The sequence below is a fragment of the Psychrobacter sp. L7 genome (assembly GCF_002810365.1).
GTDB lineage: Bacteria > Pseudomonadota > Gammaproteobacteria > Pseudomonadales > Moraxellaceae > Psychrobacter > Psychrobacter celer.
In genome coordinates, this window is sequence record NZ_NEXR01000003.1 from 137830 (window position 1) to 163169 (window position 25340).

The 25340-nt window shown below is 39.2% G+C and carries 18 protein-coding genes; 11 read left to right on the forward strand and 7 right to left on the reverse strand.

Annotation, left to right across the window (positions count from 1 at the left end):
* The first annotated feature begins 72 nt into the window (after nt 1–72).
* The 7 genes from kdpF (at nt 73) to CAP50_RS04355 (ending at nt 8978) form a co-directional block, all read left to right on the forward strand.
* Nucleotides 73–153: a K(+)-transporting ATPase subunit F gene (gene kdpF / locus CAP50_RS12915; protein ID WP_084674193.1), complete on the forward strand. Its 81-nt coding sequence runs from the start codon at nt 73–75 to the stop codon at nt 151–153.
* A complete protein-coding gene (kdpA, locus tag CAP50_RS04330) occupies nt 153–1865 on the forward strand; it encodes a potassium-transporting ATPase subunit KdpA (RefSeq protein WP_100749148.1) in 1713 nt (570 codons plus the stop codon). Before kdpF ends, kdpA begins: the two co-directional genes overlap by 1 nt.
* 94 nt (nt 1866–1959) lie before the next feature.
* Nucleotides 1960–4098 (forward strand): potassium-transporting ATPase subunit KdpB, encoded by a 2139-nt coding sequence (kdpB, locus tag CAP50_RS04335; protein WP_226941152.1) that lies wholly within the window; start codon nt 1960–1962, stop codon nt 4096–4098.
* 21 nt (nt 4099–4119) lie between these two features.
* Nucleotides 4120–4794 carry a potassium-transporting ATPase subunit KdpC gene (gene kdpC / locus CAP50_RS04340; RefSeq protein WP_198411590.1) on the forward strand — a complete coding sequence of 225 codons (675 nt, stop codon included), beginning with the start codon at nt 4120–4122 and terminating at the stop codon, nt 4792–4794.
* An 84-nt stretch (nt 4795–4878) separates the two neighbouring features.
* Entirely contained in the window at nt 4879–7629 is a 2751-nt protein-coding gene (locus CAP50_RS04345; RefSeq protein WP_100749149.1) for a DUF4118 domain-containing protein, read from the forward strand.
* Nucleotides 7630–7672: 43 nt separating this feature from the next.
* Nucleotides 7673–8359 carry a response regulator gene (locus tag CAP50_RS04350; protein ID WP_020442997.1) on the forward strand — a complete coding sequence of 229 codons (687 nt, stop codon included), beginning with the start codon at nt 7673–7675 and terminating at the stop codon, nt 8357–8359.
* Nucleotides 8360–8435: 76 nt separating this feature from the next.
* Nucleotides 8436–8978, forward strand: coding sequence for a DUF3124 domain-containing protein (locus CAP50_RS04355; protein ID WP_100749150.1), 543 nt, complete (start codon nt 8436–8438; stop codon nt 8976–8978).
* Nucleotides 8979–9208: 230 nt separating this feature from the next.
* Here CAP50_RS04355 and CAP50_RS04360 read toward each other — a convergent pair whose 3' ends face one another.
* The 5 genes from CAP50_RS04360 to CAP50_RS04380 all read right to left on the reverse strand — a co-directional run bounded on the left by CAP50_RS04360 (nt 9209) and on the right by CAP50_RS04380 (nt 17011).
* Nucleotides 9209–9856: a hypothetical protein gene (locus CAP50_RS04360; protein WP_100749151.1), complete on the reverse strand. Its 648-nt coding sequence runs from the start codon at nt 9854–9856 to the stop codon at nt 9209–9211.
* A gap of 1 nt (nt 9857) precedes the next feature.
* A complete protein-coding gene (locus tag CAP50_RS04365) occupies nt 9858–12941 on the reverse strand; it encodes a tyrosine-type recombinase/integrase (RefSeq protein ID WP_100749152.1) in 3084 nt (1027 codons plus the stop codon).
* 2 nt (nt 12942–12943) lie between these two features.
* Nucleotides 12944–15499: a hypothetical protein gene (locus tag CAP50_RS04370; RefSeq protein WP_100749153.1), complete on the reverse strand. Its 2556-nt coding sequence runs from the start codon at nt 15497–15499 to the stop codon at nt 12944–12946.
* A 118-nt stretch (nt 15500–15617) separates the two neighbouring features.
* Complete coding sequence (locus CAP50_RS04375) at nt 15618–16793, reverse strand: Arm DNA-binding domain-containing protein (protein ID WP_100749154.1); 1176 nt, start codon at nt 16791–16793, stop codon at nt 15618–15620.
* Between the two features lie 2 nt (nt 16794–16795).
* Complete coding sequence (locus CAP50_RS04380; RefSeq protein ID WP_100749155.1) at nt 16796–17011, reverse strand: hypothetical protein; 216 nt, start codon at nt 17009–17011, stop codon at nt 16796–16798.
* 136 nt (nt 17012–17147) lie between these two features.
* Here CAP50_RS04380 and CAP50_RS04385 point away from each other — a divergent pair, with 136 nt between their 5' ends.
* Both CAP50_RS04385 and CAP50_RS04390 read left to right on the forward strand, forming a co-directional pair.
* The gene (locus CAP50_RS04385; RefSeq protein WP_020442990.1) at nt 17148–17357 is read left to right on the forward strand and encodes a helix-turn-helix domain-containing protein; all 210 of its coding nucleotides are present in this window, start codon (nt 17148–17150) and stop codon (nt 17355–17357) included.
* A gap of 227 nt (nt 17358–17584) precedes the next feature.
* Entirely contained in the window at nt 17585–17863 is a 279-nt protein-coding gene (locus tag CAP50_RS04390; RefSeq protein WP_100749156.1) for a hypothetical protein, read from the forward strand.
* Nucleotides 17864–18353: 490 nt separating this feature from the next.
* Here the strand turns inward: CAP50_RS04390 and CAP50_RS04400 are convergent, their stop codons facing one another.
* Together CAP50_RS04400 and CAP50_RS04405 are read right to left on the reverse strand one after the other, a co-directional pair.
* Complete coding sequence (locus CAP50_RS04400; RefSeq protein ID WP_100749158.1) at nt 18354–21035, reverse strand: DEAD/DEAH box helicase; 2682 nt, start codon at nt 21033–21035, stop codon at nt 18354–18356.
* 3 nt (nt 21036–21038) lie between these two features.
* Nucleotides 21039–22577 (reverse strand): site-specific DNA-methyltransferase, encoded by a 1539-nt coding sequence (locus CAP50_RS04405; protein WP_100749159.1) that lies wholly within the window; start codon nt 22575–22577, stop codon nt 21039–21041.
* A 428-nt stretch (nt 22578–23005) separates the two neighbouring features.
* Here CAP50_RS04405 and CAP50_RS04410 point away from each other — a divergent pair, with 428 nt between their 5' ends.
* Both CAP50_RS04410 and CAP50_RS04415 read left to right on the forward strand, forming a co-directional pair.
* Nucleotides 23006–24001, forward strand: a complete 996-nt coding sequence (locus CAP50_RS04410) for a CBASS cGAMP-activated phospholipase (RefSeq protein ID WP_100749160.1) — start codon at nt 23006–23008, stop codon at nt 23999–24001.
* On the forward strand, nt 23994–25331 hold the full coding sequence (locus CAP50_RS04415; protein ID WP_100749161.1) for a CBASS cGAMP synthase: 1338 nt from the start codon (nt 23994–23996) through the stop codon (nt 25329–25331). The genes CAP50_RS04410 and CAP50_RS04415 overlap by 8 nt, the downstream gene beginning before the upstream one ends.
* Nucleotides 25332–25340: the final 9 nt, after the last annotated feature.

Here is a 25340-nt window from a genome sequence, read left to right on the forward strand (position 1 = left end):
TATCCAATGAGCAGCAAGGTCTTAGTAATCTTGCGGCAATTAATTGACTGATCTTAGTGTTAGGAGAGTGCTATGGAAGTATTTTCAGGGCTTATCGCCCTAGGTTTATTTGTCTATTTGCTATACGTACTGATTAAACCGGAGGCGTTCTAATGACCATCCAGGCTTTATCTCAGTTGATTATTTATCTTCTCATTTTATTTACTTTGGGCTATTTTTTATCCGGTTATATCATGCAGCGTATGCAGGCACCGATATCCCGTCTTGAATCACGCGGTTTTACTGCACTCGGTATGCTTGGACGAGATAGCAAAGGTAATGTTGCGTCGGGGATGAACTGGAAACAGTATGCACTCGCTATTGTCTTGTTTAACATCATTGGCTTTTTGGCGCTATTTATATTGCAACTGGTGCAAGGCAATCTACCGCTCAATCCGCAAGCGATGACCGGAGTTACTTGGGACTTGGCCATGAATACGGCCATCAGTTTTATGACCAATACTAACTGGCAGGCTTATGGTGGCGAAAGCACCATGAGTTATCTCACCCAAATGATGGGTATGTCGCTACAAAACTTTTTGTCAGCAGCAACAGGTATTGCCGTCGCTTTTGCCTTGATGCGTGGCTTGATATTTAAGAAAAGCGCTCACCTTGGTAATGCGTGGGTCGATTTATGGCGTTGTAATATTTATATCCTATTACCGATAGCGACAATCATCGCGCTTCTATTAATGAGTCAAGGTGTTGTACAAACCTTATCGACCTATATGGACGTGCAAACCCTTCAAGGTGATACCCAAACTATCGCCTTAGGACCAGTCGCGTCACAAGAAGCGATTAAAATGTTAGGTACTAACGGCGGTGGTTTCTTTAACGCTAACTCTGCCCACCCGTTTGAAAATCCAACGCCTTTTTCTAATTTAATTCAGATGCTCGCTATTTTTCTTATTCCTACTTCACTGTGTTTTTGTCTCGGTAAGATGAGCGGCAACCTGAAGCAAGGGGTGGCGATATTAGCAGCCATGACGGTATTGTTTGTCGGTATGTATTCATTAACGGTGAGCAGCGAGCTTGCTGGTAATCCTTGGTTAACGTCACAAGTGTCAGGGCTAGCCGCTGCTGATGTCAGTGGAAATATGGAAGGTAAAGAAGTGCGCTTTGGTATTGTGGCTTCATCGTTATTTGCCACTATTACTACTGCAGCATCATGTGGTGCGGTAAATGCGATGCATGACTCATTTACGCCCATGGGCGGCTTTGGTTTGATGTTACAGATGCAGTTAGGTGAAGTGGTATTTGGCGGTGTCGGAGCCGGACTGTACGGCATGTTGCTATTTGCAATATTGGCGGTATTTGTATCAGGACTCATGATTGGACGGACACCAGAATATCTCGGTAAAAAGATTGAACCATTTGAGATGAAAATGGTGGTATTGGCTTTACTTGCAGCGCCTACTATGGTGCTAATGGGAACGGCGATTAGTGTTATGACAAGCAGCGGTCAAGCAGGGATTTTCAATCCTAGCGCTCATGGTTTTAGTGAAGTGCTGTATGCCTTTAGCTCAGCGGCCAATAATAATGGTTCTGCTTTTGCAGGATTGGGCGCTAATTCGGTGTTTTATAACGCTATGCTTGGGCTTGCGATGGTGGTCGGGCGCTTTGGGGTCATCATTCCAGTGCTGGCTTTGGCAGGATCATTGGCGAAAAAACCAAGACTTGAAGTCAATAGCGGTACTTTACCGACGACCACGCCATTATTTGTGGGTCTATTAGTTGGAACCGTGCTGATGATTGGCGCATTGACTTTCATTCCTGCTTTAGCGCTTGGACCTATTGTAGAGCATATATGGATGATGAAAGGTTAGCGACTGCCTATTTGTCTAAACTTTGGCAAATAGGCCCTTACCTTTTTAGTGGTGAATTGCCCCCTTTTTTATGATTATGTTAGGAATAAAAACCATGAATGTTTCAGTAGATTCTAATAATAAAGACTTAGATGTGCCGCCTCAACAAGAGCCTGATAACTCTGATTTGCCCGAAAAACCTTCACAAGGTCTGTTAGATCCGGCACTGATTAAACCGGCGCTAAAAGATGCGCTACTCAAGCTTGATCCTCGCGTTCAGTGGCGTAATCCCGTGATGTTCGTCGTTTATATCGGTTCATGGTTGACGACCATATTAGCCATTAACATGTTAATTCAGAGTCAAACTGGACTGATCTTTACCTTGTTAATCACGTTTTGGCTATGGTTTACCTTATTATTTGCCAACTTTGCTGAAGCGTTAGCAGAAGGTCGCAGTAAAGCGCAAGCATCGAGTCTTAAGCAGGCACGTCAAGATGTGCAAGCGCGTAAGCTTGCTAGTAGCGACCGATTATCCGCCGCTACTATGGTACAGGCGACGGAGCTCAATCAAGACGATATTGTATTAGTGCAAATGGGAGAAATCATTCCGGCGGATGGTGAGGTGATAGAAGGTCTTGCTTCAGTCGATGAATCAGCCATTACTGGTGAATCCGCTCCTGTAATCCGTGAAAGTGGCGGTGATTTTAACGCAGTCACTGGCGGTACTAAGGTCTTGTCTGACTGGCTGATTATTCGTATCACCCAAGCGCCGGGGCAAGGATTTTTGGATCGTATGATTGCCTTGGTAGAAGGTGCCAAACGTACTAAAACGCCTAATGAGATTGCACTGACTATTTTGCTTATTGCATTAACCCTGATATTTCTAATGGTTTGCGTCACCCTGTTGCCATTCTCTCAGTTTGCAGTGCTCGCATCAGGTCAAGGCGAACCCATCTCTATTGTTATTTTAGTCGCATTACTGGTCTGCCTGATCCCGACAACGATTGGCGGTTTATTATCGGCTATTGGGGTAGCAGGTATGAGCCGTATGATGCAAGCCAATGTCATTGCGACCTCTGGACGAGCAGTAGAAGCTGCTGGCGATGTCGATGTGCTATTGCTCGATAAGACCGGCACTATTACTTATGGTAACCGTCAAGCTTCTTTATTTCTGCCATCGAATGGTATCAACGAGAACTTGCTAGCTGAAGTGGCATTGATTAGCTCGCTAACCGATGAGACGCCCGAAGGTCGCAGTATCGTCAAACTGGCACAAAGCCGTTTTGATATCGATGAGAATATCTGGAAATCAAAGCCATCTGAAAATATCGAATTTACGGCACAAACTCGAATGAGTGGTACCAATATTGAGCAACGCCGCATCCGTAAGGGCGCTTATGACGCCATTGTAAATTGGGTGACAGAACAAGGTGGTACGCTGCCTAATAATCTAGAGCAACAAGTAGAAGAAGTTGCTCGCCGTGGTAGTACACCACTGTTAGTTGCAGACGGTCAGCAGATATTAGGCGTTATTGAGCTCAAAGACGTGGTGAAATCTGGTATCAAAGAGCGCTTTGCTGAATTGCGAAAAATCGGTATTACTACCGTGATGATTACTGGTGACAATCCTTTAACCGCTGCTGCTATCGCTGCTGAAGCTGGGGTTGATGACTTTATGGCGGAGGCTACCCCAGAACAAAAACTTGAGCTGATTCGTAGTTATCAGCGCCAAGGTAAGCTGGTGGCGATGACTGGTGACGGTACCAATGACGCGCCAGCACTTGCTCAAGCTGATGTTGCCGTCGCTATGAATAGTGGGACTCAAGCGGCCAAAGAAGCGGCGAACATGGTGGATTTGGACTCAAACCCGACCAAGCTTATTGAAGTGGTGCAAACCGGTAAGCAAATGTTGATGACCCGTGGGGCGCTGACGACTTTTAGCTTGGCTAATGACGTCGCTAAATACTTTGCGATTATTCCAGCAGCTTTTGCTGGTACTTATCCCGCCTTAAACGTTTTAAATATTATGCATTTGGGCAGCCCAAAGAGCGCTATTTTATCAGCGGTTATTTTTAATGCTTTAATCATTGTATTTCTAATTCCACTAGCGCTGCGAGGCGTCAAGTATCGTCCAAACTCTGCTATTAACCTATTGCGCCGGAACCTCTTGATATATGGATTGGGCGGACTACTGCTACCGTTTGTGGGAATAAAGGTTATCGATATGCTCATTAACGTATTGCAATTGGTCTAATCATTCATAAGGAATATTACTATGTACACTCATTCTCATCCAGATACTGACTCCAAGCCATCACTACAAGATGCAACAGGTAGCAGCAACACACTAGATAACGCTGCTACTTATATGCCAATGCTCAAACCTGCTGTATTACTATTTATACTATTAGGTATCATTTTAGGGTTATGCTACCCATTATTGATGACTGGCGTCGGGCAAGTGACTATGCCCAATCAGGCAAATGGTAGCTTAATAGAAAAAGAGGGGCAGCTGGTTGGCTCTGCGCTTATCGGTCAACAGTTTGACCAACCACAATATATATGGACACGACCTTCTGCTGCGGGTGAAGGTTATGATGCCACCCAATCTTCAGGTAGTAATTTGGGACCTTTAAATCTTGAACTTGCCAGCAATGTTGAGGCGCAAGTGCAAAAGCTTAAGGCGGCTGATCCACAGAATAAAGCGCCGATTCCGATTGATTTGGTGACCATGTCGGGAAGTGGCTTGGATCCACATATCTCACCTGCGGCGGCACAGTGGCAAGCCAATAGAGTGGCAAGTATACGCGGGATAAGTATCGAACAAGTACAAAAAGCGATCAATGATAATACCGATAGTAAGCAGTTTAATGTCTTTGGCGAGCCGCGTGTCAATGTGCTGGCAGTTAACTTAACTTTAGACGAGATATCTACTCTCCCAGTTAAATAGTAAGACAGTATTAAACAACACTACCGGATTAACCAAAAGCCGCCACTTTAATTTACTTTTATTTAAGAGCTATCGAGGGTCATAATGAATATTAACCGCCCTAGCCCAGATGCGTTATTGCAGCAAATCAAGCAGCAAGAGTATACGGTCAATAGAGGTAAATTAAAGATATTTTTTGGAGCGTCGGCCGGGGTTGGTAAAACGTATGACATGCTGACCTCTGCACACCAAGCACAAGCGCATGGACGTAATGTATTGGTTGGTATTGTAGAGACCCATGGCCGCAGTGAGACAGCAGCACTGGTACAAGGGCTATCAGTATTGCCGCTACGCGAGATTGAATATCGTGGACAGATGCTACAAGAGTTTGACATTGATGCCGCTCTCGCCAGTCATCCAGATATTTTGCTGGTTGATGAGTTGGCACATAGTAATATTCCAGGATCTCGCCATCCTAAACGTTGGCACGATGTTGAAGAGTTACTAAAAGCAGGTATCAGTGTTTACACGACCCTAAACGTTCAGCATTTAGAAAGCTTAAATGATGTTGTCAATCAAATTACTGGAGTCGTGGTTCAAGAAACCTTGCCCGACTGGTTTTTTGATCAGGCAAATGAAGTGGTATTGGTTGATTTACCGCCAGATGAATTATTGGCGCGTCTTCACGAAGGTAAAGTATACATTCCAAGCCAAGCCAAGCACGCTATTAATAACTTCTTTCGTAAAGGTAATTTGATCGCGCTGCGAGAGCTGGCATTACGCCGAACCGCAGACTTGGTCGATGCCGATATGCAAGATTATCGTAACCAAGCTCGAATTTCACCTATTTGGAATACCGCAGATCAGCTATTGGTAGGAATCAGTACGGGGGCAAACAGTGAACGCCTCATTCGTCATGCTGCTAGGCTGGCCAGTAGTCTACATTCACAGTGGTATGTGGTACATGTCGATACGCCACGCGGTTTAAATCGTTCAGTTAATAATAAGCAGAAAGTTTTGGAGGCATTGCGTTTAGCGGATGATTTGGGTGCAAAAACTGAAGTGATTAGTGCCATTACTGTGGCAGAGGGTTTGGCCAGCTATGCCCATCAATTCAATATTGGCCGTATTATTATTGGACAAAACCATGCTAACCGCTCTAGACCGTATCACTGGGGTCAGTCGCTGGTCAAGCTCATCTCACAGCAAGACGTTAATTTAGATTTGATATTGGTTAATCAAACTAAGCAGTTAAGCAAAACTATTAATGAGCGTCAATTACCGTCTTGGAACGTGGCAGAATTATCATCGGTAGATAACCGTAATGGTTATCTCATGGCAATTTTGGGATGCGGATTAGTAACCGTTACCTTAGTGGCTCTCACGCGCTGGTTTGATTTAGCCAACGTAGTCATGCTGTACTTGTTAGTGATTGTTTTTATCTCAGTACGCTTTGGACGCGCGCCTGGTATATTAGCTGCTTTTTTAAGTGTGTTAAGTTTTGATTTATTTTTTGTTGAACCTAAGCTGTCATTTAATGTCAGTGATGTCCAATACTTAGTCACCTTTGCCGTTATGCTTATCGTCTCTTTAATCATTAACAACCTAGCAGTTGGCCTGCGATTTCAGGCACAAGCTGCCCGTAAACGTGAACAACAGGCCATATCCATGAGCTATCTTGCTCAAAGCCTAAGTGCTGCTCGTAAAAACAATGACATCATCAGCCAAGCTGCAGCATGGCTAACACAGCATATTGCTAGCACTGCAATTATAGTGATGCCAGACGTGGAAAATAAACTGGTCGTTATGACTGACTGTACGATACCTGCAGAATTCAACTGGGTTGTCACCCGATGGGTATTTGATCATAACGAAAGCGCGGGACTAGGAACTAATACACTCACCGCCAATACGATGCACTATCGGGCACTCGCTACATCAAATCAGGTGCTCGGTGTTTTAGCACTGATGCCTACAGATAGTGAGAGTTTCAATCAACCCGAACAACAAAGAACCCTTGATATGGCCATTGCCCAAATAACGCTAGCCTTAGAGCGGGTATATTACGCAAAAGTGGCTCAAACCGCGCTCATAAAGGTAGAATCAGAGCGGCTGCGTGGGACTTTATTATCGGCCCTGTCTCATGATATCCGAACGCCAATAACGGTATTATCTGGTTTAGCATCTTCTCTTGCTATCCAGAGTTTAACGGCAAGTGAGCAGAAGCAACTGGCAGTCGATATTGAGCAGCAAGCAAACGTCATTCAGCGTTTAGTCATTAATATTTTAGATTACGTCTCGCTACAGTCTGGCGGCATGAAACTAAACAAGCAATGGGTGAGCTTAGAAGAAATCGTTGGTAGTAATATCCGTCAGCTTGAGCACTATTTAAAAGAGCGCCAGATAGAAATAGACATTCCCCATAATATTGACTTTATTTATACCGACGAATTGATTTTGTCGCGTATTTTAAATAACTTAATAACCAATGCAATCAATTATACCCTAGACAATGCCTGTATTTGCATCAAAGCAATGCTTGATAATAATCGGCAATACCTGATAACGGTGACAGACACAGGAGAAGGTCTACCTGTAGGTATGGAGACGCAAATATTTGAGCGCTTTACTCGAGGGAATTCGGAAGGTACTACAACGGGATTGGGTTTAGGCTTAGCTTTGAGCAGAGATTTAGTTGAGCATCTGGGTGGCACGTTAAGCGCTAATAATATACAACCTCACGGTGCACAATTTATTATAACGCTACCTTGGCAACCTTTGCCTGAACAAGATTTATTGAGTGACGACTTTATAGCAAGCAGCCCAAACATTGATTCAGCAAACTTAGCACGATAAGTGCTATATCATAAGGTTAATACTAATAGCGAAAAACACACTAATGAAGACCATACTAATTATCGAAGATGAAGCCCATATTGCGCGATTTATTAAAACAGCGATGGAGCAAGAAGGCTATCAAGTTTATATCGCTGATAGCTCGCACAGGGGCTTAATAGAAGCTGCGACGCGCCGTCCTGATTTACTTATATTAGATCTTGGCTTACCTGACGGTGATGGCTGTGACGTCATTGCAGATATTAGGACGTGGTCCTCATTACCTATTTTAGTATTATCAGCTCGCAGTGATGAACAGGATAAAATAAAAGCGCTCAATTTAGGTGCGGATGATTATTTAGTGAAACCTTTTAGTATGGGCGAATTGGTTGCGCGTGTTAATGCACATATGCGCCGCTGGCAGGTTGGCTACGAAGCACCTAGTCAGATAGAGCTTGGCAATGTCAGCATCGATCTCACGCAGAGACAAGTCAAGAAAAATGGTAAAGACGTCCATTTAACACCTATTGAGTATCGCTTGCTGACTGTCCTGATCCGTTATGCGGAAAAAGTACTGACCCATAAACAACTGCTTAATGAAGTTTGGGGTAAAGGTCATAACCATCAAGAACATTATGTTCGCATATTTATGTCAAATTTACGCCAGAAACTAGAAGATAATCCTTCTCGACCAAATTTCTTCTTAACCGAAATCGGTGTCGGCTACAAGCTACATATACCTAAAGACTGACAATACATGAATGTATTTAGTCTCCTAACTAGAATATTAAGCTGATGGTAAGATGCAAAAAAAAGAGGGAAATATCATGAACAAGCTCAATATGTCCGCCATAGCCATTGCTATATTGGTGCTGTTATCAGGTTGTGATAAATCAATAAAAGATCCCAATATAGTATTTTCAGAAAATAATAAAGATCCTATGAAAGAGCTTGAAATAACCTCAGCCGTCGATCCCCGTCAATTAAGTTATAAACAAACCTTTTATGTGCCCATTTATTCAGACATTTATATTGATAGGTACAATGAAAAAGTATTGCTATCGGCGACTTTGAGCATTCGTAATACCACATTAGAAAAATCACTATATATCAATAAAATTGATTACTACGGTACTAACGGAGAGCTAATAAAATCATATATCAAGAACTCAATTAAGCTGCCACCTATGGCAACCCTCAACTATATCGTTGAAAAAGAAGAAAATAAAGGGGGTCCTGGTGCAGACTTTATCATTGAGGTTGAAGCTTTAGATGATACGGTTAAACCAGTGATTGAGGCGGTAATGATTGGTAATTTTAATAATAAAGCTTTTGCTTTTAACACGCAAGGGACACCAGTTATGCACTGATAAAAAATCATTTTATATTCAATGTATATCGTTCGTTAACTCATAAGGTGGAACACAAAAATACATTTTAAAAGTGACCTTCTTTATCTTTAAATTGTCCATTTGATCAATAACGATTCATCTGATAGCTCTGTTCTAACCTGAACTTAGGCATGTTCAAAAGACTTCTTTATTTGAATATTACTAAAGATTGTAGCAATGTATCCATTAATAATACATCTGGCAGTAATTCAGGAATCCTTTGCTTGGTATGTGAAACCTTTAAGTTTGTTATGATTATTCACAGTACCTCGAGTCTTATCGATAAGCATTGAAAAATCTTTCTGACTAAGATAGTTTATTGGAGATTCATCTTCATTACCAAATATTTCGTTCCAAATAGCGCTACTATATTTGCCTTTAGCCTGTGATAACTCTCTAATTTCGGAATACATGACACCTGGTTTTGAAAGTGAAAGAATAGAAATCGCCCTAATATAATCCATATATATAAAGTCTATTACGTCTTGGTCAAACTTATCTTGAATTCTTTTTTTTACTCTGTTTATCTGTTCATCAGTTTTATTCTTTGTATCATGACCTTGAGATGTTGTATAACTTAGAATCACAGTATTTTCATTAGAAATATCATTTAGATCAAATATAGGAGAAAAACAGCCCCCGATGATTTCGTATAAACCGTCTTTAAATATGACAGAAATATTATGAATAGGTATGTCAACTCTGCTGCCAAAATAGTTAGGTACGTTTTTGAGATAGGTACTCTTATCACTACTAATATAGGCTTTGATCAGTACTTGATGAAGCCTACTGGCTAAAGGATGGAGTTTTACGATTGAGTTGCTATTTAAACTAATCGTTTTAGCAGATAGTTTCATATTACGCTACTTCCTTATTAATTCTGTCACCCATCATAATGAATACATAGTGACAAAATATTTGTATTGTCCTCACATTCCACTGCTTTATAGGTATAACAGAGTTTGCCCTATTTTGAATTCTTGTAACTTCAGTCTGACTAGCGAGTGAGAGCTCTACTCGGATCTGCCTTCGATTTTGGCAAAAATTCTCTTCTTGCTCATTATCCATATTTATTCTCTGTGAAATAGGTATATCTTTTAAAGCGTCGTTCCAATTATTCTGATCTTTTTCGGCAGCTTGTGCATAGTTGTAGTAGCTCAGTCGAATATCTTTTTTATAGACTAGTTTACGAATAACTTGAAGGTAGTTATAGAGGTCTACTGCGCAGTTAAATATAATAAAATTTTTATTATTTTGAGAGTGAGTAAGTGTATGATATATAAATTGATGGATATGTTTTTTGTCCTCACTCTCTAAGTAAAGGCTACGAAATTTTTCCGTCATTTGCATCATGATTCTTCTATCATCATCATATCTATCCTTAACAGGTAATAAGCCTCCTTTATTATTGATATCAAACAACCTAGGGTTGCCTTTCCTAGTTTGAAACTCTAAATCGTCTCTTAGTCGCTTTGCATTACGATGCCATGTTTCAACAGTTTCTTGACTGACATCATAGATATGCATGAGGTTCTCATAATCACCTTTCTGAGTATAAGCTTCAAGAACTTGATGTACTTCATCGAAAGAATATTTCTTAACTTTTACAATTTTTTCATCAAAATCATCATTCAGTATTTTACTGTGCATAGGTTTCGGAAAATAAGGCAGTTTAAGCTTATCAATGAGATATTCATTTAGTCTTAAATGCATATTTTCAGTTTCAAATTTTTGTCTTCTCGGTATTTTTAGTATCTGATTGTGCTTCATAGCTAGTTTAAAATTGGTCTGCCATAATAATAATCCCACCTGAATGTCCGTAAAATGTACATATGATGAAAATGTTGTACTAGGGGTAGCGTGGCCTGCTATTCCTGCCAAAGCATATATTTTCTTGTACGCAAGATTCGTTTCGAAATGATTGATGATGCTAGCAGCTTGAGCTGATTCGTAGGGTAGCAAGCCTTTTAAAAACGTTGCACCTGGATGGCCATTAAATTGATAGTCTTTATCGTATAAAAATGACATTAACTGAAAATTAGTTAGACAACTATGACGTAGATGATGTGTAGTAAGATAGCTTAAGCCAGTAACCTCTTTTATAAGATGTGTAAGCATTTTTGATATTGTTTGAGCGTTGTAAGACATGCCATCTTGGCTGGCTATAAGCGTTTGACCTTTATCGCCTGAACGTTTGATGTAAACACGCTTAATTAACTTAATATCAGATTCTGTTAATAGTTGTGCAAGTAATACACGACGTAAAGCAGAGAGGCTTTTATTGTTTCCAAACTTATTATTTCTAATCTCTAGATAATTCTGAGTTTCGGCTACATCACGCAATCTTATTTTAACTATTTCACCAATTCTTAGCCCGCACCGATGTCCTAATATTAACGCTAAGCTCAAAGCCTGCTTTTCATCTACATTTGTAGTAAGTCTATCAATCTTATCAAGTATAGCTTGGAACATCTGCTCTGATATATAACCAACTTTATGATGGGGTTTATCGCTTGTAATCAATGGAGCCATAGGTTTTGTATGGTAGTATTTAACCATGTATTGGTGTATTTCATTAATTAATGTAGCGACTGAATTCTTTGCTTTCGTGGTCTTACTGAGTTCAATCATCTCACTATATAGCGTTATAAAATCTTCTTCTTGATAACTTTCTAGGTTTGTGTCTTGAGTAAGTGCTAGCCAGCGATTAGTGATGGTATTACTATAGGTTTGAACACTGCTTACTTTACAGGTACGTGCTTTTGATAATAGCCAGCCAACTATTGCTTTTTCTTGCAAAGTGCTTTGACCACTTTTTAATCGATTATAAATTTCATCTAGCTCTTTAATTAATTTCTTTTCAGATAATTTAGCATTATTGTCTTTAATGTCTTTCCTAAGTAACTTTGCTATCTCCACTACTAAGCAAGGACTACTTTCTGCCTGGCTATTACTGTCAATGTTAGTCAAAATGCTATTAAATTCTTCTTGTTTCTGATTCTCATTGTGTTGAATATTATAGATCAGAGACTGCCAATTAGAAGTTGCCAGGCTATAGGTATTCTCTTTACCCGTCATAATGTACCAAGTATGTTCAGGGAGATCGAAGAAAAAATGATTCTCTAGCACATATACCGCACCCATTAAAAAACGTTTCAAACCAAGTTCTATCTCATTACCCTGATTTGCTTGTATCAGTTGTATGCTTTGATACCGTTTGTATATTGTGAGATTTCTATCACGTTCCATAACGGTGTTTTTCTGCTCTTTGATATAAGACTGAATAATATGAGCTGATAGTGGAGAAAGAAAAACCTGTGCTTGATGAACCGCTTCTGACGCTTTATAAGTATTTGTATGATAAGCCTTGTCCTTGACGATCACAGTGAGGGTTGGCAAACCTGAAATTTGTTCAATTTTTAAACGTTTCCCAATTATTTGATTCAATATTTCCTGTAGTACAGGAGCCTTTAGAATTGCACTGTGAAAGATTAGAGTGAATAAGATATCATTTACAGTTATATCAACAGTTTTTTTAGTTTCTAAACCTTTAGCCCAATTTAGATAAAAATCTAGTACACGCTTACCATCATTGAACCATTCTTGTGTACGAAAAGATTTGGCACGAGATGATTGAATGATAAGTTTAGGAAAACCTATATCAATATTTTTATCTTCTATTCGACTTTGACAGTATTTTACGGCGTGATTGTATGAGGTAGAATATCTCTTAACATCTTTAAAATATTTATTAGTAGATAAATTAGTATCAAACTTTAGCCACATCAGGTCAAACGCTCGCTGTTTATCTTCAGAAGCTGCAATTTTTGTCAGGTCGATGTGTTTGTCTATTAGTTCGCAAGCTAACGAAAAGCGCTTTTCTTCTAGTTTATCTCGTTTTTCTTCTCGTATCTTAATACCAGATTTTTTTTGACGTGCCATCCTTAGCGCTCCAATTGAAGGACTGTAAAACCAATACCTTTGATAAGCTCATCTAGTGTATTTGCAAACTCTCTAAGTTCAGATTGTTTCAAACCGCTAAAAGGGTCGTAAAAGCTAAATCCCAGTTCATCAGAATGTCCTATCCAAGCACTGATAACGTCATATCCAATGGGTCTTTCATTGAAGTCTGAGTTGTATGAATATTTGCCGATGTATATATTTTTTAGCGAGCGTATAAAATGTCGATGCCAATTAAGAGGTAGCGATATATATTGTGACATGCGCACTTTTATGAATGCTTTGTTTAAATTTAACTGAATAACTGTATTGGTTATCTCATCTAATTTTAGATAATTTATCAGTCCAATACGGCTGTCTAAAATATCCATGTATATTTGACCAATATTACTTCCTAGTTTATTAAAAAGAATGCCATTACTTTTAATAAATTTTTCATACTCATTGATTTGCTGACATACGGTGTGTGGTAGATAGATTAATCTGCCAATAGTATCATCTTGCATTTCCTTATCGCTGATAAAGTAGACTCCAGTTCTGGTATCTATGTTTGACAATCTACCAAATGGCTCAGTAACAGGTCGATAACCACTTGCAACAGACATCAAAACATATAGATAGTCCATAAAGCTGTTATGAAGGTAAACCAATGAATTCAAACTACTTAATTTTAAACCTGCAGTAGCGGCTTCTACTTTTTGTCTTAGTTTAACCACGATCTCTTCTAGTCTAAATTCATTAACAGCTAATGCGCTCCCTATAGTCTTATCCCAATAATCTGTTAATGTTTCATCGGGTAGTTCGAAAAGCATATATAGTTTAGTTTGATTTGGCTCATACTTATTTTCAAGTAGCCCTATCAAGTGATCCATATAGTCCCGTTGGCATCGAAATAAATCATATTGACTGACATTATAATAAGGTAGTGCTGAGAGGTGATGAACAGGACAGTTAGTTAGTACTTCTATAAGCGCTTTATCTATATTGGTTTGAGCTAAATAGTGAGGTAAATAGTTTTTAACCTTATTTATGCTCAGTCTTATTCGAAACTCTTTATTGAGTTTACGGAGATCCTCTTTTGCTTCTTCATGAATAGAATCTCTTATTTTATCATCAGTACTTTCAATCATTTCAATATGCATCGCACCTAACGGGTACGGCATGAAAACATATAGCCTGTCTGGCTTATTAAGCTTATCTGATTTATAGGCGCATAACGATTTATCCCAGTCATCATCGATATGGCTACGTGCTGGACAAAATGTGAGTTGGTAGCGATAACCGTTAGATCCAAGCTTTAACTGTTCGGAAGTATATATGTCATGAATACCTGTCAGTAAGAGCATGTATAGATATAGTGCGGATTGATCAGATATATCGAATTTAAATTTTCTCTCTTCATACTCATGCTCGTATTCGTACTCTTTACCAATAGATAAAAAATCAAGTTTGCTTAGTTTGCTAGCTATATATTCGACCAATCTTTTTATTTCATCTTCATGTGCTGTATTAACATCAGTGACCTGATTCATCGCATTTTTTCGACGACTGTTTGATTGGCCTTCTGCTTTTACCAGATCTAAATAATAGTTGCTTGGATTATCTATAGTTACTTGCTCGAAGGATTCCTGCTCATTATCTTGGCGTTCACCAGCTTCAAAAGCATCTGTATTGCTTGTAGATTCAAAGATATTTACTAAGTCACTGAACGTATTTCCTGTCGTATCGTCATAATATGAGGGACCGCTAACAACTTGATAAGTAGTGCTGGTTATTCGAGTAATACCAGAAACATTTTTGAAGTAGTTTTCAATCGGTAGAACATACTCGTAAAGATATTGGGCTATACGCTCATTAATATCATTTTTAGCATCGCTAGAAGGAAATAATGTGTTTTTATCCAGTAACTTGCTTCCATACCTTTTTATTTCTGACTCAAAAGTATCAGGGGAGTTATTAAGCCATCTGGTGTAATTATCGTTATTTTGAGCTTGGATAAGATTATCCTGAATATTTCGCAGACTCTCAAACTGTGTTATGTCTGGCAAAAATGGAACTAAGAATTCACGAATATTACTGGTTAGAAACCGGCATTCATCAAGTGTGGTTTCAATCCTACTATTATAATCAGTCAACTCAACCATTTTAAGACAGAGAAAAAAGTAGAGAGAACGAATGTTATTTATTTTTGGTGAGTCTGAACGACTGGCTAAAAAAGTAATGAGGTAGAGATTTTTGAGATACTTATGATGTGTTTTTAAGCTTTTTAGGAAGTTTTTCTGGTCAATACCGTTTTCGTATATCTGTATTTTCTCTGATTCAGTTAAAGTAGAAACTATATCCTTTGTTTTTATCCATTCAGTTAAAGCACTATACTGACTGTTAAAGACAGATCTAAATTGTGCAGGCAAGGTATTTTTCAAGAACCTTAGCTCAATTATTAAGGATGAAGCTTCATCGCTGTTAGGATCAGAAAAATCAACAATGTTTTTTTGTAGCCATTCTTCGATATTTTTAGAGCGATTATCTTCATCAGCCATTGTTCTGTAACCATTACAAACTATTTCCTTAACTGTAGCTCCATTTGTATAAAGCATCCAGCAATAAAACTGAAAAAAGACATCTATTCGGATGTCTTTTTGTTAAATATAGGCTTTTTCATATGTTTTGTAATATTCCTCGTGCTATCAGTAGCTTATCTAAAGCACTTCCGTCTTGACGAGTTAGGTTTGGCACATAGCGAGAATACACTGTGAATAGCATTTTTGTGTTGCTATGACCCATTTGAGCAGCAATCCACTCAGGCGACTCACCAGCAGCAAGCCAAAGCGTCGCAGCGGTATGTCTACTTTGATAAGGATTACGTTTATCAAGCTCTAAATATCGTAGTAATGGATACCAAACTCGCTTTGTCACATTACGATGATTCAAAGGAGTACCCGCTTTTGTGCAGAACACGAACTCACTTTGACGTTTAGTCAGGCTCTGCTGACCAATTAATGCATCATAAACCAGTTGGTTCATCTGAATAATACGATTCGAACCTGAAGTTTTAGTTTCACCTATGACACCATTAACGACTGCCTGATCAACGATGATTTGTCGGCGCTCAAAATCTATATTCTTCCAGGGCAAGCCATCAATCTCACCTGTTCGCATACCTGTAAAGAAGCGTACGATATAGTAAGGCTTATAATCTGCTCTCACATTATTGATAATGAGCATGACCTCTTCTAGAGTAAAAGGACTGACATTACTTTTAGGCTCACTGAGTGGTTTTATATTCTTCCAAGGGCTGTCAAAATCAAAACGCTCAGAGGCTTCGGTCAGCACCATACGTAATGGCGTCATGATATGATTAATGCGAGACGCTGATAAAGTTCGTCCGTTATTACCATCTTTGACTAACTTGCCCCGAAAAGTCATGATTTTGGCTTTGCTAATGGTATTTAGCGGTACATTACCAAAATGAGGAATTAAGTAAATTCTAAATATATCTTCCACATTACTTATTTGAGAGTCCCGCCATTCCGGATTTTTTTCCTCTAACCAAACTTTGCTAAAACTATCAAAGCCTGAGCTTGAATCCTTATGACTATTTGTTGACCTCATAAGCTCTAAGCTTTGAAACTGCTCAAGCTTTTTACTTTGCGGAAAATAGTTTTCATATCGAAAACTCCCCAATTGAATATCAGCTTCCATTCTGCTAACGAAGTTTTCTAGTCGCTTTCGATTGGGCTTAGTGTCTGTTAGTAAGGTTTGCTCTCTACAGCGCTGACCTATATATCGAAAATCTACATATAATTTGCCATTTCGGCTATTGATACTCGCCATGATTACGCTCCCGCTGCAAATGGAATGGTATCGTCATAGCCTGTCAGCATGAGTTCTTCAATCTTTTGCCATATAAAAAGGATTTTTCTACCTCCAAATGGTTTGATGTAATGAATACCCTCAATGAATACCGCATCCTTAAGCTGGTTGCGTATGGTCTTGCTGTCATATTTAATGCGTTGTGACAGCTCTTCGGTTGTTAAATAGGTATAACTCATAGTAAAATCCTTACTAAAGATTAAAGTGTTATTATCTGATAGCTTTATGACCTGCTATAGAACATAATTTACACTAAAAATAATCTTTTGCAAGACATTTTTATCTACAGTAGATTATTTTAATATGGAGGAGGTTATGGTGAAGTGCAATCTATCTAGAATTATGGGTGAGAAAAGACTTAAGATTGCTGATGTGTCTAGGGACACGGATGTTAATAGAGGCACAATTACACGCATGTATAACGAAGAAGCCACAAGAGTAGATCTAGAAGTTGTAGAAAAGCTATGTTTATATTTGGATATTGAAGTGGGCGACCTTTATGAGATAGTTAAGGAAGAACAATAAACGTTCCTCCTTTTAAAGTATAAGATAACGCCGCGATTAACGGTTATTACACCAAATAATACACAGCAGACTATAGTTGCTCAAATAGGTTAAATGCTCTATTAAGTAATAAAAAGTTCTATAGAAGGTTATTTTAAGTTGCAATAGCTCAAAATGTATGTATAATTTAATCTGTAGGAAGTCATTACGACTAACAGAAATAAATATTAATCTACAGGAGATTATACATGAACACATTTATTAAACCGCCGCATGCTTCAATCTGGTTAAGCGCCGAAGCGATATCTCTATCTACCAAGCTTATGATAAACCTGCAAATACAACAGGGTTCACAGTTAGCAAAGATGCTAGGCGTCAATCCGATATTTTATAATAATGAAGCAGTCAGGATATGGGTGCAACGAGAGCTAAATGAAGGATTAGCGATGAATCGTTATACCTTAACGAATCTTGAGACCAAGTTTTTGACCATTATGAATCATTACGAGATTCCTTATTCGTTGTGATTAACGTCAACTACTTGGTTTGGAGATAACCATGAGCTTAAAACTTATTTTCGGCGTTAATGCAGATCAGTCCGACATACAACTATGTGAAGACTATTGGGCATACGGGCATGATGGGCGGTATGTAGAGTATATAGAAATACTCTGCAGACAATACCATATCGATTATCATATTTTGTTTGGGATATTAGCGGAGTGTCAGGCTTACTTAGATGATGTGCACTGTGAGTACTGTGGACGGCCGTATCAACTTGATGTGCCAGCGGATATACCTTATATCAGAAAACAATCATCTTGGTTCTGTGAATCATGTATTAGCTTTTCTGGCGGGCAGCTTACAGTTGGTAGATAATAATTTAATTATACTCAAAAGCCAGATAGTTCAACTATCTGGCTTTTTGTTTTTATATTGTTTATTAAAATAAGAATTAATAATATCAAAGATATTTACAGACTAGGCATAATACGAAGCACAGAGATTGCCTTTCGTTTAATCAATCAAATTAAGTATCTGCTGCCGCACATCTTGGCCTTTATCGTCTTTTTTAACCGCCATTAAGAATAAGCATTGACCCTGGCTATGGCTTGCCCAAAGCTCGCCTACCATGCGTTTCTCTGCTGAATCATCATTGGTTTCGTAAGGCTTGCCTTTATACTCAACCACCAAGATACGACCGTCCTGCAATTCAACGATAAAATCAGGATAAAAGTTGGTATGTGCCAGTGGCAAGCTAAACGAAGCTTCTCCTCGTCTAACTAGATTTCTCACCCAATGCTTTACTTGAGGTAGTAGATCAATAGTCTGAGCACAATCAAACTCTTCACCTGAAGATTTCATGTCTTCGATTTGCGGATAATAATGTTTGTCAAACGCATAACTACCTGAATAGTAAGGTGGTCGCGTTGGATAATTATCTGCTTTAAACTCGTAACTAAAATCGTAAGTCGTAAGCACGTCAGCATCGCTTGCGAATAAAGTTTGCTGATACCCTTTGGTCATTGCTTGCTGGCTATATGCAGATACCAGCTCCTGTATAGAACGAGCAAGTGGATACTTATTACGTATGAGAGTAGTAAGTGTCAGTGACGGTATTTGCAATAATTGGTTGATTACCTTAGTTAAGAAACTCGTCATTTCACGCTGAGTGACATCACTTTGACGGCACTCATGGTCTAGCCAGCCTATAAGCTCATCTTGGGTCACTTCAGTATTAGCTAGGTTTAGGTTTAAAGTTTGTGACTCATGAGCAAGGTTGTATTTAACTTTTTTGCCTTCTACATCGACTAGGAAACTTGTCGTTTCCTCGTGAGGCTGGTAGTTGAGCTTAGCTGGATAATCTAATAGATTCCAACCTGATACATCCAAGAATACTTCTTTCTCCACCAGTTCAAGCTCACCCTGAACCATAACACACAATCTTGGTAGCGGGGCAAACTTCACTCCGTTCTCTGATGGTGATAAAGCGGCATGCACACTGAGGTTATGCCTAACAACTGAAGTTTCAGTCTCTTTTTTATCTCCGACGGCCACTTTGGTAATGGCTTTTTTCAACGGCTCTGAGACTTTACCCGTAACCGTAACTACTTGGCGACCATCTACCTCAGAGATTTTAATGCTACTGCGTTCTTCTTCTGATAACTCGGTAGTATCTGGTGTATTTTCCACCTCAACCATCAGAGAAGGTGGCATCAACTTAGGTCTCGAGTTTACAGCGTCATCTTTATCTACCTGACCAAATAAATCGCCTTGATTGGCATCTTGCTGTCGAAGAAACGTAGCTACCTCCATCTCTTCAAAACCCATTGAGATGAGTTTATCTGTCAGCTCTTTTGCTGCCTGTGCCAGACTTGTGGTGGCCAAATGTGCATAAGCTCTATTTAGATCCTCTATCACGCGGCGTTTTGCATAAGGCATCCGCAATACGCGCCCCAATAACTGCTCAGCATCTTTGCTAGAGGACACCTGTTTAACTGAACAGAATACGTAGGCAAACGAGCAATCCCAACCTTCTTTCAGAGCTTCTATAGTAATGATGTACTCGATAGGACAGTTAGGGTCAAAAAGATCGATACCATCTAGCTCTCGCTGTGTCCCTGTGGCTACCGCAATTTTATCCTCAGTAATGCCATGATCTTCAATCAGACACTTTTTGAGTACTTCAACCGTTACCTTGCCGTTCTTATTCTCTGCCTGTAGTAGTACGATAGGACGTATATAGTCGATATCTTTTTGTGCTTTGAGCGCTAATCTATCGCGTGTTAATACCGCATCACGTACCGCTTCTTCCCAGCCATTAATATGCTCGGTCAAAATGATAGGTAGCTTAATCATCTCTTCGGCTTTTAGTTGCGCTGCTGAGACATGATATAAAATATTGCTACCATTGGTCGTTGAGGTGTTAGGGGTTGCAGTAAACTCGATAATAGCCGCAGGATGCACGCGCTTTAGGGTGTCGAAGGTTAATGACGTCCGAGCATTATGGGCTTCATCGACGATTACTAAAGGGTTGTACAGCGCTAATAGGTTGGCAAAAGAGTACTTTATCTTACCAATATCATTTACCGTCAAACCGTTTTCAGAGACATCATCTTCACTGACCATCTCAAGCTTGTCATAATAAGGATGCTGGCGACTTAGTTTGGCAAAATGCGGTTCAAAGTCTTCATGATACTGATAGACCTTGCGATCAGACGTTTTAGTTACTCGTAAATTGGCAATCGTAGAGACGACTATAATTGTTTTATTGCCAATATCTTGCGCACGGATTTGATTGACATCAGCAATATCGTAGACACTGACTTGATTGGCAAATGCGCGGTTTAAATGGTCGGTATAGTCTGGATTGCTCTTGAGCGCCGAAACGGTCTGCTGCTGAATGGTAGTAGTCGGCACTAGCCATAACACAATAGGGAAATCTTGCGATAAATAATGAGTCGCCGCTGTAGAGACCGCATAAGCGCCCAGCACAGTCTTGCCGCCACCTGTCGGAATACGAATACAGACATAAGGTGTATCATCGAAAGAGTAAGCACGATAAGGGGTTTCTACAAAATTATTGTCCTGTAGTGTTTGCTGAAATGCTGTGTCAATATCGCCATCCATACGGCAACGCTGAAAAAAACTCGTAAGTGTATCAAGTGCACCTTGCTGATAGCTCTTTAGTTCAAACATCGCTTATCTTCCTTTCACATCGTATGGTATTTGCTTAAATATAATATTTTCACTCTTCAATCGAGCTTCTCCCATACATCTCCTCTCACCATAGATGACTTTTTTACCATTTTCTGGATCTTCAGGGTGAGGCGGCAGTATTGACAGCACTTTCGATGTGAGTACGTTGCCGCCGTCAGGACGTTTATCACCTAAAATACCGTTATAAAGTAGGTAGTAAGCGACGCCATTGTGCACGCCAAGTAGTGGTGATTTAGCTGACTGTTGTAGCGCTTGTCTGGTGTCGCCATACCAAATGTGGGAAGCCAGCGCATCAAAGCTGATACCTTCTCTTAAAGAGCCATTTTCATTAAAGATGACTTCACCTAAGCGATAAAACTTAAAGCCACTACCACCTATCCAGTTGACGTCTTCTGAAATACCACCTTGCTCACCATCAACTACTTTTTTTAGTCTGTATACACATTGGTTTTCTGCGTGCTCTCCAAGTTCTACACCTATAAACTTACGATTCATCTTCAAAGCTACAGCAGCCGTTGTTCCAGACCCTAAAAACGAATCTAATACTAGATCTCCTTCTTTTGTAGCTAGATGAAGAATTCTTTGTATTAGTCTTTCTGGCTTGGGTGTAATAAATAGCTCATCTTCTAGACCTTCAAAGACGGCTCTAACTTCATTTTTAGACTCAGCATTGTGACCTGCTTCGTCATAGAACCAAATAGTAGATGGCACCACACCTCCTTCAATTTCTGACAAGAAGCGTTTTTGTGCTGGAACATTATCGCCTTTCTTTCCCCACCAAATTCTATTGTCTTGTTCCAAAGCTTTAAATGATTCCTCAGAAATGCGCCAGTACGATCCTTTTGGTGGGCCATCGATAACTCTTCCAGAAGGAGACTTAATTTCATACAGACCTCTACTATAAAAATTTCTAGCTTGGATTGGTGTAGCTTTCCAAGGACCTCTAGGGTCGTTATCATAGTTTTTATAAGCTTTATTCTGTTTCTCAGTTCTTGGTAAAGAGTTAATAAGCCATTTATCTTTAGATTTAGCATACACGAGACAATGATCATGCATTTCAGAAAAATATTTTGCTGAGTTTTTGATTGTGTATACTTTCTGCCAAATACAATTTGATATGAAGTTTTTGCGTCCAAATATTTCATCTAGAATAACTTTGGCATAATGTGATTCATTATCATCAAGTGTAATCCAAATTGAGCCATCTTCAGATAACAGTTGATGCAAAAGCTCTAAGCGTGGATAGATCATCGACAGCCATTTGCTGTGCTCTAAATTATCATCATAGTGTTCAAAGGCACTTTTGGTGTTATATGGTGGGTCAATAAAGATGCACTTTACCTTTCCTGAATGCGTAGGAATGAGTGCTTTCAATGCATCAAGGTTATCGCCTTGAATTAGCATATTGTCAGTATCTGACTCGCCATACGATAATTCTGGCACTAGCTCTACCAAACGATACGGACAGTCACGCGCTGTAGTCAACGCTTGCTCTTTATTCAACCAATTCAATATAGGCATATCGCCTCACTTCCTTCTTTATTTTTAGCCACGAAAGGCATGTTTAGTGCTTAATATTCTGAGTAGTAATTTATCATATAACACGCTTGCTCTCACCAGATATCGACCTGTAAGACGATATATTAGGCTTTTGCTTTGGCAGAGCTACTTTAAGCTAATGTTTGATATTTTTCAGCGTTGATTCTAATCTTTGCGACACAGACTGTCGCCTATTATGCTTTGTACCTATTAATGTTGGTAGAGACTTGATATATTCTATAACTATTAAAACTTAACAATTATTGAGAGGTAACATATATGGCAAATTTACAAAAACAGTTCTTAGAATTTCATAATGCTATTGAATTGGGCACTTACGAAGAGAACAACTTTTTATGTGAAAAGCGCAACCTAGTTATTGCTCAGCTTAAGAATAAAAGGAGTTCAAGGTGAATAATAATTTTAGAATATTAGCGCTTTCAGGGGGTGGCTATAGGGGTCTGTATGCAGCCAAGGTTTTAGCTGACTTAGAAGAGCAAACCAAACAACCTATTGGGCGATATTTCGATCTTATAGCTGGCACATCGATTGGTGGAATCGTTGCTTTAGCAGTGGCGCATGAGATTCCAATGAAAGATGTTGTCGATATGTTTGTAGAACATGGGCAAAATATATTCAAAAAACAAAGGTTTAGCTTTTTTTCCATCCTAAAGTCGACTTACGGTAGTGAACAGCTAAAGACAGAAATAAGTCGATTCTTCTTAAATGACAAAATAGGCGATTTAAAGCACAATGTAATTATACCTGCCATTAATTTCTCCGCTGGACGACCTGTTGTTTTTAAGACACCACATCATCAAAGCTTTTTTCGTGATGCCAAGCATGACATCGTAGATGTAGCTATGGCAACCTCCGCTGCACCCATATACTTTCCTAAATATCATTTTAAAGATGCCAATTATGTAGATGGTGGGCTTTTTGCGAATAACCCAAGTCTACTAGCCATACATGAAGCCCAGCATTTTTTTGGAATACCCAAGCAAAATATATACTTATTGCATATAGGCACATTGTCTTCTCATAACTCTGACGTATATAAAAAGAACCAACAGGGGGGTATGACAGATTGGGCTAATGGTGTCTTTTTGAACAAAGCACCTAAAAATATAATAGAACTGACACTTGCCAGCCAGCAGCAAATGATGACTCATATGACGAGGCATACATTAGGTGATAGATATTTCGATATAGATTCGGATGTATCTAAAAATGCAACAAATTATATAGGATTAGATAGGGCTGATGAATATGCAACTAAGGTATTACTTTCTCATGCCCAAGAAGCTTCTAAGGATGCGTTAGGTAGTTCATTTATATCTACACTTCTTCAAGAGACTACCAAAACTCCTACCTGGATAAAAAATAAGGACTTAAACGATGAATAATAGTGATATACCTGTTAATAACTTTCATAGAGTATTACGCAATGAGCCAGAGGGCTTTTTTACTCAATTATTACCAACTAGAACGCAGCTCGACACCTTTAAGGAGTGTAAAGACCTAATACAAGAAGCACTCGAAGTAATACTAAAAGAAGTCTACGATGTTAAGCCAAAATTTAGACTTCAGGGTTCATGGGCATACGGAACTTGTAATGTGCCTAATCGTATTGGTCAAGAAATGGACTTTGACTATGGCTGTTATTTACCTGAACGTTGTTTTCCAGATGAACAAAAAAATGAAGCGGAAAAGTTAATAAACCATGTCAAGCAATGCTTATCTCAACTCTGTTTCGATCAAAATTGGGAGCTGGATGATAAGAACCCAAGTTGTTTACGTATAAGAGGGTTCATGGTAGACGCTCATTTTGATATTCCTTTGTATGCAGTTCCTAACGATATGTTTAATGACTTAAAAGATGTGCCGATATCAAGCCGTAAAAACTCAGACGTTGTGGAAGCTAACGAGAGTTATGACGACTTATCAAGTCGAAATTATAGGAATGCTTTGAATTTCAGTGAAGATACGCAACCGCAAGCGCTATCAGAGTTCTTTGGAGAGTCTAGCTTTAATCGTAGTTCAGGGATTACAACCTTTGGTGAATCTGTTGAAAGTAGGCAATTCGACGGGGTACAAAAAAACGAGTCCGCTCAACCTCCTATAAAAGATATCTCATTGATTAGAAATGATGGTGAATGGAAGCAGTCTAATTGTGAACGAGTTCGTGAGTGGTTCCTAGGGGTATGCAAAGGACAAGCTGGCGAAGGTCAGCAACTTAGATCTATAATACGCTATATAAAGGCGTGGAGAGATTACAACTTTGATCCTAATGAACGTAAGCAACCTATTTCATTAGCGTTAATGATATTGACTGTTGATTCTTATGAACATTGTCAGCAACGAGATGATAAAGCCTTAGCGAAAGTTGTATCAGAGCTTCCAAATAGATTTTTAAAAGATATTACTTGCCCAAATATCAAAGATCACGAAGAAGAGGTGTTCAATGATTATAATGGCGATAAGAATAAGTACAGACGACAAGACAGCGAATTAGCTCAGGAGTTTAGTGACACACTTAACTACTGTTTAACGGAAGCGACTGAAGCCAGAAAATGTCTATATGCTTTAAAAGTTTGTTTAGGCGATAAAATACCAAGCAACGAAGACTTAGTTTCTATTCACAATGAAATATCGCAAGGTGCGATCAATGCCAAGAATAAGCCTGTGCAAGTAGCGACAGCACCTGCAATTATTCCATCGCAAACTGGTGGTTAGACTAAGCTT

What these genes read in the sequence shown, in the direction of transcription:
- kdpF (WP_084674193.1), top strand. Translation starts at nt 73, where the DNA reads ATGGAAGTATTTTCAGGGCTTATCGCCCTAGGTTTATTTGTCTATTTG.
- kdpA (WP_100749148.1), top strand. Translation starts at nt 153, where the DNA reads ATGACCATCCAGGCTTTATCTCAGTTGATTATTTATCTTCTCATTTTA.
- kdpB (WP_226941152.1), top strand. Translation starts at nt 1,960, where the DNA reads ATGAATGTTTCAGTAGATTCTAATAATAAAGACTTAGATGTGCCGCCT.
- kdpC (WP_198411590.1), top strand. Translation starts at nt 4,120, where the DNA reads ATGTACACTCATTCTCATCCAGATACTGACTCCAAGCCATCACTACAA.
- CAP50_RS04345 (WP_100749149.1), top strand. Translation starts at nt 4,879, where the DNA reads ATGAATATTAACCGCCCTAGCCCAGATGCGTTATTGCAGCAAATCAAG.
- CAP50_RS04350 (WP_020442997.1), top strand. Translation starts at nt 7,673, where the DNA reads ATGAAGACCATACTAATTATCGAAGATGAAGCCCATATTGCGCGATTT.
- CAP50_RS04355 (WP_100749150.1), top strand. Translation starts at nt 8,436, where the DNA reads ATGAACAAGCTCAATATGTCCGCCATAGCCATTGCTATATTGGTGCTG.
- CAP50_RS04360 (WP_100749151.1), bottom strand. Translation starts at nt 9,856, where the DNA reads ATGAAACTATCTGCTAAAACGATTAGTTTAAATAGCAACTCAATCGTA.
- CAP50_RS04365 (WP_100749152.1), bottom strand. Translation starts at nt 12,941, where the DNA reads ATGGCACGTCAAAAAAAATCTGGTATTAAGATACGAGAAGAAAAACGA.
- CAP50_RS04370 (WP_100749153.1), bottom strand. Translation starts at nt 15,499, where the DNA reads ATGGCTGATGAAGATAATCGCTCTAAAAATATCGAAGAATGGCTACAA.
- CAP50_RS04375 (WP_100749154.1), bottom strand. Translation starts at nt 16,793, where the DNA reads ATGGCGAGTATCAATAGCCGAAATGGCAAATTATATGTAGATTTTCGA.
- CAP50_RS04380 (WP_100749155.1), bottom strand. Translation starts at nt 17,011, where the DNA reads ATGAGTTATACCTATTTAACAACCGAAGAGCTGTCACAACGCATTAAA.
- CAP50_RS04385 (WP_020442990.1), top strand. Translation starts at nt 17,148, where the DNA reads ATGGTGAAGTGCAATCTATCTAGAATTATGGGTGAGAAAAGACTTAAG.
- CAP50_RS04390 (WP_100749156.1), top strand. Translation starts at nt 17,585, where the DNA reads ATGAACACATTTATTAAACCGCCGCATGCTTCAATCTGGTTAAGCGCC.
- CAP50_RS04400 (WP_100749158.1), bottom strand. Translation starts at nt 21,035, where the DNA reads ATGTTTGAACTAAAGAGCTATCAGCAAGGTGCACTTGATACACTTACG.
- CAP50_RS04405 (WP_100749159.1), bottom strand. Translation starts at nt 22,577, where the DNA reads ATGCCTATATTGAATTGGTTGAATAAAGAGCAAGCGTTGACTACAGCG.
- CAP50_RS04415 (WP_100749161.1), top strand. Translation starts at nt 23,994, where the DNA reads ATGAATAATAGTGATATACCTGTTAATAACTTTCATAGAGTATTACGC.